This window comes from Holdemanella sp. DFI.5.55 (assembly GCF_020593575.1).
GTDB lineage: Bacteria > Bacillota_I > Bacilli_A > Erysipelotrichales > Erysipelotrichaceae > Holdemanella > Holdemanella hominis.
This window is the reverse complement of sequence record NZ_JAJDMK010000071.1, coordinates 1-11,660: the sequence shown is the minus strand read 5'-3', so window position 1 is coordinate 11,660 and position 11,660 is coordinate 1. Positions and strand designations below refer to the sequence as shown.

The window sequence follows — 11,660 nt, the reverse complement described above, 5'->3', positions numbered from 1 at the left end:
CATAAATTGAGTAATCCATAATGATTTCACCATTTGGCCCCATTTTAGCTAACTGCTTGATTCCACCGCCAAAACGAGAACCAATTCCAGCCGCCATAATAATTAATGTTGTTTTCATAACTAAGTATCTCCTTTAATATAATATCCCTTTCAGATACCTTTATATTCTAACTACAAAGCTAACCATTTACAACATTATTATTTTTATTTAACATTCTTTGCTTTCACTATATTAATAAATAACCTTATATTGTATTGATCAACAACAAAGCCTCCACTTAATCTGAATATATAAAACTAGATAGGGACAAATCAACCTTTAAAAGTCATAGGGATTTTTACTTTTAGAAAGTGATAACCTTTAAACACTCATAGGGTTTTCAACCCTACATCTTTTAAAGCCAACTTTTGGTCAACCCTATTTAATTTCGGATTACCTTTATTTCTTTTCTGACTGCCAAAGACAGGATAATACATTTAAATGTGCAAAGTTGTGTTATTTGTTAACTATTTCGTAAACGCAAAAGAAAATGATTTAGTTAAATAAAAGAAAAAGAATCAGTAATAACAACAAAGGTTTCCCAACAGCTAATTGTACTCATTAACGATAGCCCACTAAAAATCCTTTAATTTACCACATTATTCTTACTTGCCTGGGTTCACTTTGACATCAAACAGACCGTCTCAACATGGAACGATACGTTAGTAAATATGTCATATCCACCTATCTGTTCAATGGAACATATCCGCGAACCTTTTAACAATTGCACTGGATTTTCATACAATGATTTACAATTCAAACAAGGAATAAACATCCTCTATAAAAGTCTTACTTTTTGCGATTCTGCTATTTCCTCCGAGCTCCTTATACTTCTCGTAAATCCTATTTGCAACAGACAAAACCTCTTCATTTGTTATAGATTCTAGATCTAATTCTTTAATATCCGAAAAGGAAAGTTCTTTTTTCTTCATTTTGTCTGCCACAGTAGCGTAAATAACATAGAATAATATATCATTCACCTCTGTATTTGACATACTTTCATTGCTTTTTAATGCGTTTTGGATTTTTCTACCGATTTTGGCAGCCTTGTAATATGCTTCTAGTTCCTGATTCTCTTCATACAAAAACTTGTAAGTTTCCTCATCAGTTAGTAACGTTGATGGTCTTGCTCTAGCAAAATCCGGTTTTCTCAATACAAGAGAAATTAAACACTGAGCAAGAAAGGATACACTTATTATATCGGAAGCTTTCTTTTTTTGATTCTTATAATAGTTTTTTCTTCTATCATAGTAAAGCCCGCGATTTTTAAAGTACATTTCAATCTGTAAATGTATAGTATCAGTTACTCTAAGCGATGACTTTGGAATACTTGTCTGGTTATTTGTTGAGAAGATAATATTATCTCTAGACTCTTCACTTTCTGGTTTTATTACACGAACCAGTATTGTCCTTTTATCTTCATCTATCTTTTCTAACTTATCGGAAAAATAATTATATATCTCCCTAGAAGTTTGTAACCCATTCACTATCTCAGGATTAACAACCTGCAATGATTTATTGGTAATCAGCTTTATGTCTGTCGAAAGTATAGTAACCCCATTATTAAGCCACCAAAAATCTTCGTTTCCAGATCCTTCTAAAGTATCTGCAATACTTGAGTTGACACTGTTACGCCCTTGATAATCTCTAACATTAGCCTCGAAAAAAGATTTTCTTAAATTGTTATTTTCATCAGTTATAAAATTAAAATATGTACCAAGTTTTACAAGGCTTATATATTCATTTTCACTCAATGATATCGGCTGATCTGCAAGGTCCAAGTTAACCCTAATTTCACTATCAGTATTATACATATCCATCAATTGATCTGCTGTTACAAAAATAACTTTTACTTCTGATGATGGATAATACTTTTTAATAATATTCTTAAGCTCAGAAGCCTGCCCTTCGACATTCGGGTGAACTTCAGTTCCGAGAGTAATATAATAATAGAAAAATCGAACTTTCACTTGGCTTCTAACCAATTTGGCCATAGCATCTCTAAATATACCAAATGCTTCTATTGTAGTTTCATTGTATCTGTCAATATATGATTCTAATGCATTAGACATATTGAGAAGATTATCCGAAACGGTTTTCCACTTCATTATCGCATCCTCGCCAAAAGAAGTTACATTTTTTGACTGTAAAATATAAAAATCAAGATACGATCCTCTTGCGGCATTCAAATTTTCTATTTGATCTGCTGTTATCAATTCATCATTTAAGAAAACATATAAGTTGTCACAACCTCCATCATTTCCACCACCAGAATTACCATTATCAATTTCTTCATCGCTAAGATTAAAATCCTTAAGTACCTGCGACGCAGCAAAGTGTTCAAAATAGTTATTCATATCACTATAGCCTGTTGCATCTTCATATTCTTGCTTTATGCACTCTTTTAATAACAACTGGTTATTTGTCAATTGTGAAGCCATCCACTGTACCTCCATTTAACTTTTACTTCTGTTCTGCTTTCTTTTATCTCTTCATTTCTATTTCAGATATAAATCTTATTTCATCAAATGAATTCAAGCATCTTCTTTTTCATTCAGAATTCATATCCCATCTTCTTTAATCCAACTTTGTCAAAGTCTACCGCAATAGAGGTTCCTTCGATTGCAATAATAGTTCCAATTCCAAACGCCTTATGTCTTACTTGCTTACCTACAATATCATCAGGAATAACAACTGGCGGCTTTGGATCTGGCTTTGGAATAACTGGTAGAACATACGCAGATTTGCTGCCCGACTTTTTCTTAGCAATAATCATCTTCATATACTGTTCATCTACGTCCATACCACGCGCTTTGAAATCTTCAATATTCTTAAATACAAACATAGCCATTTTCTTTACATCATTTTCATGCAACGGACGGATAGGAAACATCCAAACTTTACGAGGACCTCCATCCTCGCCGGGCTGTGGCCACATTCTCCTTCTCATGATATCTCTGAAAGTATGTATTTTCATATACACAATCCAATCTATCTGTTCTTATACCAAACAAAATGGTCAAATTTTCTCTTTCTATGTTCAACGGTTATACAATACTCATCAAGCTTTCTAGTAATATAATCGTTATATGCTTTATAATTGAAGCTGTCCTGCCATTTCTAAATCTGTCTTTTTGTAACATCATCAAAATGACGAGGCATGTATTATTTAAGAACTATATCTAAAATTGAGTAATCATCCCTTTTCATACAGATTTCTGTTATGATAGCAACAATACTTTGAAGCAAATGAGAAAAGATTTATTTTCCCATTACTTCTTGCAATTTCATTTACAACCTCAGGATTTCCTGCTGCTATTCTATCATCAATATTAGGAATAGCTGCTATAATATTAGCCAGCTCAGCCATACTGATTTTACTCTTACACTGTGATAAGTGGATTGAATTTGTAATATCAATTAACCCCACCTTCATAGCCATAACATCTGGGTCCGTATTCACTTAACTTAATGACATTGGTATAATTCTTTAATCATTATTTTTCTTCTATTCGTCTTGGTACTCGCTCCACAATATCAGACAATTGACAATCCAAAGCTTCACAAATTCTTAGTAACACATCCATAGTAACATTTTCACAACGGCCCATTTTTGCTATAGATGTGGCGCTAACATCACTCATCTTTTGCAATTCTTGCTTTTTGATTCCTCTGTCAATCAGCAGATGCCACAATGGGTTGTAACTAAATTGTGTTTTAAGTTCTGTGTTTTTCTTAACCATAATCATTACCTTAGCTCTCTTCTTTTTCAACCTCTTTGTTCCACGCCCATCCAAACAGTTCCTGACCCTTGGCCTCAAGCTGTATTACCCTACAACTTTCAAGAAGCGGTCTAGCTTCCTCAGCATAAAATTCAAATGATCTGAACGATGCAAAGACCTGCTTATGATCTTTTTTTACAGAATCATATTCAGCTATTATTTTTGTTAACGTGTCTTTTTCTATTGGATCCATTAGATCAGCGTCATGTATGACAAAAGGAATATTTGATACTGCCATATTTGCAAGATCAAATGTAATCAAACCTCTTAAAGCAGTACCACTTCCTCCATCCCCTTTAGTATCAAAAGAATATGTATTCATTTTTTCAAGGTGAAGTTTTGGAGGTATGATTCGTATATCATTTACAATACGAGCTGTAATTTCCTTCATCTTTGTATTAATCAAATCTTCTATAGCTGACAGCTGTTCAGCAATCACTTCATCTCGTCTTGCTGCATATTCTTTTGCTGTCGCTTTCAAGCCATCAAATGTCTTATAATTTTCATTTGCCGCTTTAACGTTACTTAGTTCTGTTGTAATACGTGCATATTCTTTAAGAACCGCTTGCGTTACATTTGGTATACTTTTTATCTCAACAATCTGCTCTTTTAACTTTGCAATTTCATTGCCAAGTAAAACATATGTTGTCGCAAGATCCTTCTCACTATCCTTAAACTCTGAAGTCAATACTTTGTAAAGACTTTGATGAAATCTTTCGATTTCTTCAATTCTCCTAAACTCGATACCAGGGAAAAATTTTTCTAAATCTGAATATGTACGTTTAAATGTTTTTTTCCCTTCAGCCATCTCTCGTCTTAGTGAATTTAATTGAGACTGTACCTTTGCTCTTTGCCTTGTATAACTAATAAGCTGAATATTCAGTTCATTGATCCTTTGAGCCTGCATATCATCTAATTCCAACAGACCTTTACTGCTATTCTCTGCCAATTGTTTCTCTTGGATTTCTAATTCTGCAGCCTTATTTTCATTATCCTTATACTCTGTATCGTTTTTTGCCATTCTAATGTGTTCAAATGCTACAGACTTTCTAAATGCTTCTTTTTCTTCATCTGCAACTTTTGCTTGATTAATCTGTTTTTCTACAACAGCATATCTACCGAATTGCATTAGGTATCTTTTTATATCGTCTGCTATTTTACCATCTTTTGATGCTTGAAGCGGTCTTGAGGCATCCATAGTATCTCTGTTAAACACTCTTATATGCTTTGACATCACCCCTCGCCAAGTTAACCCTTCTATATTCACATCAAATTTCTCAGCAAGAAAAGACATGTAATTGTCTAAACTAATAGGAGCCTTATTTTCAATCGGTTTATAGGACCTATTACACACTACTATTTCCTGATATTTGACATTATTTCGAAGAAATGAATATTCTTTACCATCGAACTCAAATGTAAAACAGATATTATGCTCACCAACATTTTCAGGCTGATGGACCGCTGCACATTTATGAATGTAGTCAGTTCCACCAAATACAAAATCTATAATCATAAGCATTGTGGATTTTCCAATAGAATTCGATCTATTGCCATCTCCAATTACCGCATTCAAACCCTCGTGAAATTGAATAGCTGGACGTGTCTCACCATTTTTACCGCCAATTTTAAACTTACTGCAGTATATCTCTTTCAGCATAATGAATCACCTCTCCTTCCAATTCAATTTTATCTAAGGCATATAAACAATCTAATATTTCTAAGTATTCTTGTACGCCGGATACCTTGTTTTTCACTTTTTTATATAGTTCTGAAGGTGTTAAATCCTTCTTTTCTAATTGACTCAAAACAACAGGAAATAGAGCTATAGTACTTTCTTTATACGAAGTCACTTTGCTTGGAAATCTCATCTATAAAACACCTCACAATTCTGAATAAAGAAGCATACTACTATCCTACATGCTAAGAGCCCTTTTGCCCCATTCATAAACACTTTATTATGTATCCATTCAGCTAAAGCATTAATTACTTCTTCCTGTGTCATTCCCGATTTTTCAAGCTTCTGCGAACTTAGTTTTACTTCACCTGCTATTTCATCGAAATTATCTGTTGACTCTGAAAAAATGGACTCTATGTATCGATAGTAAAGCAAGACATGACCTCGCACTTCATTCTGTAACAAGATATCATCCACTTTCTCGTCTATTCTAAGAGCTTCATATTCTAGCTGTGGTAATTGCTTTGATGTCGTCAGTTCTACCAATGCATTTAAAGCCAACCTAATTTCTTCTTCAAGATCAATTCGATTTATTGCATTCAACGCTTTGTACTTTCTACCAACGACTCTCTTTATTTCAACTAGCTGACGATACTCGTCTTCTGTTGGCTTCAATAAATATTTTTCTGATGCCTCAACGCTTAATGCAATTAAATTTGAAGGATCATCTAAATTACTAGGTTTCGCTTGTATCCTTGAGAATGCTTCTTCTAACTCTGTTGAAATTCCATCTGGGAATATTTGAGTAATCTCGTAATTTTTCTTCGGGACCCCTTTTACATCTTCCACCAATTTCACATGAAGTAAGGGACACTCGTAACTTACTTCCGCCAATAGTGGTGCATCTTGATAGTCAACCTTGTTATCTACAACTTTATTATTTCTTTGCAAACAATACAAAAAGGTTTCTGATAAAAATTCAGCAACATCATCTGAACAATAAATGCATTTAAATTTATCTTTAAGCTTGTCTGATATTTGAACATCTTGAACAATAACATTCATTATTTTCTGCAACGTGTCATCTTGTGTGTACGGATTCAAATCCGAAACAACTTTATCTCTAAAATAGTTCTTTACACCCAATACTACCGCACTTCTTAACGATGCTTGCTTAATGTCGTCTGGAACAGGATCTTTCCTGCTAACCAAACGGCTTATTTTTTTTGCATCCAAATTAGTCATCACACATGCAGTCTCTTGCAAAGCAATAGATTCGAGGATGAACCTTCCTGCTACTTCCTGCTTATTATGTTCTACCAATCCATCCTGCATGATTTGGATATATGTACTCAATATTAATTCATTCAATTTCCCATTCTCCTTTAATGCCAGTAAAAGTTTGGCAAAACAGTGGCAAAACGATGGCAAATACTTATTTGCCTCAACAGTTTATGATGATAGTAGATCAAGAGAAAGCGTTCTAAGCGCCTTATCGTTATTCATTATAACAGATTATTGCTTAGATTTATATGCATTGATGTAAATATTTATGTTGTCGCATAAGTTTTTTCTTGATTTTGTCCAGAGGCCGACGTTAAAGGTGCCCACTCATCAGGATCGGCGTTCCCTGATCAAGAACGGTCCTATCTGACTCTGATGAACAACTAAATAACCAAACCAGCTGAATAGGACAAGCTGGCCAAACCAATAGGAGGAAACTCGCTATGGCAATGGCCAACTATATTCAGGTATCGCACATGTGGAATTTCCTCCGTGTCAACCCAAGGAGGAAAGCCACATGGCAGAGAAAAAATACGATTACAGTAACAAACGCAGCTACGACGGTGTAACACCAAAAGAGAATGAGGCATTGGTTCCATTCTTAGCACATGAAGTTTTAAAGAATTACCATCAGGATATTAGAGACGGTATTCGCAAGCGTAATGATGGCATTATCGAAGATAACTTCGAAACCTGGAATATTCGCGGTAGAAAGATTCTTGTAGGTTTCACAGCTATCCCTAAGGATCATGTCGAATCCTACATGGAAAGATTCTGGAAAGAAAAAGATGCGTATCTTGAATCGACTCGCAAAAAAAGATGTTTAATTCTAAATTCCAAGGGCGAATACATCCGCTGCTCTAAGTGCAATAAATGCGAAGGGTGCAAACGTCCTGAAAAGGACCAGTACTTCTCTCGCTATATTTCATTTGACAAGTTTATGGACGATAACAGCGACGACGATACTAATCGCAGCGGCTGGGAACCAACAGATAACACTTCAACTGAAAACTCAGTTCTCATTCTTACTATGATCGACGATCTCATCAATGAGGTGTCTCTTAAGTACCCAGAGGCAAAAGCTATCTTCTCCCTTCTGGTGGAGGATCCACAAATCAGCAATGCTCTGAAACAGGTCGATTTGAAGAAGGGAAAGAGCCAAGCATATCATTACGTAAAAAAGATGCAGTCATACGCAAAAGAGCTCTACAATAAGAATTATCGTGAATGACGTGCAGCGGCTGGAAACTTCTCCAGCCGCTGTTTTTCTCATTTTTCTTATCGTTATAAGGTGAACCCAAGGGTTCATTTTTCCTTGATATACATTCCCTAGTGTCAACCCTGCATTCTGGACCAGTTTCCACAAAGTCGTTACTTCACATAAAAAGAAAGACTTTCCAGCAACCAATCGTACTCTTTAACGATAGCTCTCTGAAAAGCCTTTTATTTACAGTGTTTTTTCTACTTGCCTGGGTTCACTTTTGACATCAATACTACCGTCTCCACATGACTTGTTACAGGAAATTGAAGAAGCTAAGATTCAAGGATATTACAAAAAATATATGAAGAACCTTTCCAAAGTTGATCTTTTGATTTAGGATGAATTTTTATTAACAACCACCAGTGAATGTGAACGAAACGATTTATTTGAAGTGATACAATCGAGAACAGATAAAAAATCAACTATCTACTGCAGTCAATGGGCTCCTGAAGAATGGATTGGCAAATTAGGTGATGGACCACTCGCTGATTCCATTCCAGATCGTATTAGAAACTCATCTTATACAATTCTTTTAAAAGGCAGATCACTTCGAGAGGATTATTCAAAACTCAAATAACAAAAAAATGGCCGCAATAAATTTGGATGGAGTTAGATGAATTTGCTCTCCAAGAATTTAAGGGGCGGGTATACTCCAAAACGGTTTATTGCTAATTTTGGGCTCGGACAACATTTTATTTTATTTAGTTGTCCGGGGCCTTTTTTTCAACCATTTTAATACTTTCGTCATCTTTGTCGATTTCAAAATAAACTGGTATTCGAACGGCTTTCAATATTTTTTATGTATATAATCAGGATATTAGAAGTAATCTTTCACTAATAAGTATAGTTAATGAATGCTTCATAAAACATTTAAAATAAATCCTTTTTCTAATAAATCTCTCTCATCATAATTCAACGATATACTTTTAAACTAATAATAACAACTGTGCATAAAACCATTAAAGAAAAATACGTTGATGCTACATTTGATACGCCTGTTACAACTTCTTCTGTTTTCTTAGGTTCTTTATCTAGATCTGCATTCTTATCAGAAGCGTCTGCATGTTTGTTTTTATCTTTGTCCGAAGCACTTACAGATGGTAATGGATCTATCTTCTCTTCATTGTCAGGCTGACTAGCTGTCTCTTGTCTTATATCATGCAATTTTGTATCTAAGATAGTGAATATAGCATTCTTAGTGATTTCATATTTATAATTCTTTGACTTACTTTGTACAGTAAGCTTATAATTTCCTACTTCTTCTCCAACTTCTCTAATCAAAATATAATCATCAGTTTCTAATATTGGATCTTTTTCTCCAACATATTTTTGATAACTAGGTAATTGCAATTCAATAGTTTTAGGAAGAATTGTTACTTTAAATGGAATGGATTCATAATACCTAGAATCAGCATCAAAACTGACAATATATTCTCCCGCATCTTTTAACAAGATTGGTTCAATATCACTTCTACCACTATCAATTTTATATCCATCTTCGTAGTAAACAACCTCTACATCCGAATGCGTAATCTTTGTCTTTTCAACTGGAACATCTTTTTCATTCTTTGGCTCAAATTGAAAATCAATGTTACCATCATAACGATCCAATGATACAAAGTCTCCGTTTGATAAAATTCTTAATTTCAACTCATAATCACCATCGAATTTACACAGATATTTCTTTTCTTCAGAATCTCCTTCTCTCCAATCTTTGTTGTAATTCACGCTAACAAGCACTTTTTTAGGATTGATCTCAAAAGTAACATATCCACCACCAGTAACCGCAAAATACTTTCCACAATCAATTGGAGCATCCTCTAAAAACTCAAACTCAGGAATAGAATAATAACCAGTCGCACCCTTAATTTCTATCTTTTGACCTGTATATTCAAAAGATAACACTTCCTCTTCCGCTTGTATACCAATTGGTACACAGCACATAAGCAACGCTATAAATACACCTAAAATTCTCCTCATATTATATTTTCCTTTCTATAGGTGAAGCTCTACTTCAACTATATCAAAGAACAGTATTATTTGCTACTATATAATATAATATTACTTAAATTAAGATATATATTTATAACTTTTCATATTTTGTTAACATGTCTAACCAAATAATGAGATCCAATTGAAACGATCCGTATATCTTTCAGCATGTTCCCATACTACAATATCTGGTTTATATTCATCTAATAAGCTCGGCTCAAAAGACCAAATGTTTACAGTTTGTGCTTCTGCAAAATATTGTCTTAAAATACTCAGCATTTCATCTGAATACGAATCTCCTATTACCAATATTTTTTTGTCTGATTTTATTTTTGTGTTTACTGTGGCTGGATCCAATTGATATTGAGTATCATTATTGAATGTATCTTGCATATCACATAAACGTGCTAAATCTCCAGAATAATGATTTGTGATTTTGCCAAACTTAACATCCTTTAATTTATCTGTTTTCCCATCAATCTTATCCTTTAATGCTTGTACCGTCACAAAAGCACCGATCTGATTAAAATGTGTATCACTCTTATAGTACACTTGCTGTTTCTTTTCGCTTTTACAAGTGTTGGCTTTACGTCCACTACATTTAAATCCGTATTCTCTTCTAAATACTTCATCAATAAATCCGTTTTTGATGTAGTATTTTTTCTTTCAATTGTGTCTGGCATATATTCTGGATACACGCTAGCTTTATTTGGAATCGAAAGTATATAGAAATCTATTCGATAATTTGAGAATTGATTTCTCTCATTCGTTAGTTTATCCGCAATTGCCTTGGTACTACGTCAAGAAAAAGGACTCATAAAATAGATAAATTTTAAATTCTAATGTTTTGAATAATAATTATTCTCATATTGATTTGGTGATTCATAACCGCAATGGCTATGGATTCGTATCGTGTTGTAGAATGTTTCAATATATTCGAAACACAAATCATATGCATGATCATAATCATAAATCAAAGTACGATTTAACCATTCTCTTTTAATTACTGAATGAAAAGATTCTATACATGCATTATCCCATGGTGTGCCTTTTTTTGAATAACTTAGAATCAGTCCTGCCGTTAATTTTTTATAAAGTTTGCTTGTATAATGTACTCCTCTATCCGAATGAATAATTACAGGATTCGATGTTTTTATCCGCTTTCTAGCCATCTCTATACATTTCAATACTTCTTCCACTTCCAATGTTCTTGATAATGTCCATGCAATTATTTTTCTTGAATATAGATCCATTACACTTGTAAGGTATACAAATCCTTCCAAGGTAAATATATACGTTATATCTGTACACCATGCCTCATTTGGCTTGCTTGGCGAAAAGTCTCTTTTTAAAATGTTATGCAGCTTTGTTGAAAAATCACTATCAAAGGTTGTTTTTACATATGGTTTAATGTAACAGGCTCTGATACCCATTTCTCGCATATATACACCTACAGTTCTTTGTGATATTTTTTCGCCTTTCTTTTGCATCTCTTTCGCTATCTTTGGTGCACCATAAATTTGATGATTATCATCATATATAGTTTGAATCGCTTGTATTCTCTCTTTCTTAGATATAGATTGCTTGCTAGGTTTTCGATGCAGATAATTGTAATATCCTGAT

At 33.8% G+C, this 11,660-nt stretch carries 11 protein-coding genes and 2 pseudogenes; 2 read left to right on the top strand and 11 right to left on the bottom strand.

Translation table 11 applies throughout. The features are described 5' to 3' along the window. The 8 genes and pseudogenes from LJE08_RS15340 to LJE08_RS11270 all read right to left on the bottom strand — a co-directional run. Positions 1–118: pseudogene (locus tag LJE08_RS15340) on the bottom strand (nucleotidyltransferase); the annotation flags it as partial. Between the two features lie 671 nt (positions 119–789). Continuing rightward, on the bottom strand, positions 790–2,481 hold the full coding sequence (locus LJE08_RS11300) for an AIPR family protein (protein ID WP_227403272.1): 1,692 nt from the start codon (positions 2,479–2,481) through the stop codon (positions 790–792). A 113-nt stretch (positions 2,482–2,594) separates the two neighbouring features. Further along, complete coding sequence (locus tag LJE08_RS11295; protein WP_227403271.1) at positions 2,595–2,978, bottom strand: hypothetical protein; 384 nt, start codon at positions 2,976–2,978, stop codon at positions 2,595–2,597. A 258-nt stretch (positions 2,979–3,236) separates the two neighbouring features. Further along, positions 3,237–3,482 carry a hypothetical protein gene (locus tag LJE08_RS11290; protein ID WP_227403270.1) on the bottom strand — a complete coding sequence of 82 codons (246 nt, stop codon included), beginning with the start codon at positions 3,480–3,482 and terminating at the stop codon, positions 3,237–3,239. A gap of 55 nt (positions 3,483–3,537) precedes the next feature. After that, positions 3,538–3,783 (bottom strand): helix-turn-helix transcriptional regulator, encoded by a 246-nt coding sequence (locus LJE08_RS11285; RefSeq protein WP_227403274.1) that lies wholly within the window; start codon positions 3,781–3,783, stop codon positions 3,538–3,540. A gap of 10 nt (positions 3,784–3,793) precedes the next feature. Continuing rightward, positions 3,794–5,482, bottom strand: coding sequence for a DUF2326 domain-containing protein (locus LJE08_RS11280; protein ID WP_227403269.1), 1,689 nt, complete (start codon positions 5,480–5,482; stop codon positions 3,794–3,796). Then, complete coding sequence (locus LJE08_RS11275; protein WP_227403268.1) at positions 5,457–5,693, bottom strand: ABC-three component system middle component 7; 237 nt, start codon at positions 5,691–5,693, stop codon at positions 5,457–5,459. The genes LJE08_RS11280 and LJE08_RS11275 overlap by 26 nt, the downstream gene beginning before the upstream one ends. Beyond that, entirely contained in the window at positions 5,690–6,871 is a 1,182-nt protein-coding gene (locus tag LJE08_RS11270) for an ABC-three component system protein (protein ID WP_227403267.1), read from the bottom strand. Before LJE08_RS11270 ends, LJE08_RS11275 begins: the two co-directional genes overlap by 4 nt. A 430-nt stretch (positions 6,872–7,301) precedes the next feature. Here LJE08_RS11270 and LJE08_RS11265 point away from each other — a divergent pair, with 430 nt between their 5' ends. Next, on the top strand, positions 7,302–8,015 hold the full coding sequence (locus LJE08_RS11265) for a hypothetical protein (protein WP_227403266.1): 714 nt from the start codon (positions 7,302–7,304) through the stop codon (positions 8,013–8,015). Between the two features lie 382 nt (positions 8,016–8,397). After that, positions 8,398–8,622, top strand: a pseudogene (locus tag LJE08_RS11260) (ATP-binding protein); the annotation flags it as partial. A gap of 335 nt (positions 8,623–8,957) precedes the next feature. On the opposite strand, the gene LJE08_RS11255 reads toward LJE08_RS11260, so the two are convergent. The 3 genes from LJE08_RS11255 to LJE08_RS11245 form a co-directional block, all read right to left on the bottom strand. Then, positions 8,958–10,025, bottom strand: a complete 1,068-nt coding sequence (locus tag LJE08_RS11255; protein WP_227403264.1) for a hypothetical protein — start codon at positions 10,023–10,025, stop codon at positions 8,958–8,960. Between the two features lie 132 nt (positions 10,026–10,157). Beyond that, positions 10,158–10,673: a hypothetical protein gene (locus LJE08_RS11250; RefSeq protein WP_227403273.1), complete on the bottom strand. Its 516-nt coding sequence runs from the start codon at positions 10,671–10,673 to the stop codon at positions 10,158–10,160. Between the two features lie 203 nt (positions 10,674–10,876). Continuing rightward, positions 10,877–11,660: IS3 family transposase (locus tag LJE08_RS11245; protein WP_227403263.1), on the bottom strand; the 784-nt coding region annotated here is incomplete at its 5' end.

Bases quoted from the DNA above. Each gene is read 5' to 3' on its own strand.
- LJE08_RS11275 (WP_227403268.1), bottom strand. From the start codon at position 5,693: ATGAGATTTCCAAGCAAAGTGACTTCGTATAAAGAAAGTACTATAGCT.
- LJE08_RS11255 (WP_227403264.1), bottom strand. From the start codon at position 10,025: ATGAGGAGAATTTTAGGTGTATTTATAGCGTTGCTTATGTGCTGTGTA.
- LJE08_RS11265 (WP_227403266.1), top strand. From the start codon at position 7,302: ATGGCAGAGAAAAAATACGATTACAGTAACAAACGCAGCTACGACGGT.
- LJE08_RS11280 (WP_227403269.1), bottom strand. From the start codon at position 5,482: ATGCTGAAAGAGATATACTGCAGTAAGTTTAAAATTGGCGGTAAAAAT.
- LJE08_RS11285 (WP_227403274.1), bottom strand. From the start codon at position 3,783: ATGGTTAAGAAAAACACAGAACTTAAAACACAATTTAGTTACAACCCA.
- LJE08_RS11290 (WP_227403270.1), bottom strand. From the start codon at position 3,482: ATGGCTATGAAGGTGGGGTTAATTGATATTACAAATTCAATCCACTTA.
- LJE08_RS11300 (WP_227403272.1), bottom strand. From the start codon at position 2,481: ATGGCTTCACAATTGACAAATAACCAGTTGTTATTAAAAGAGTGCATA.
- LJE08_RS11295 (WP_227403271.1), bottom strand. From the start codon at position 2,978: ATGTGGCCACAGCCCGGCGAGGATGGAGGTCCTCGTAAAGTTTGGATG.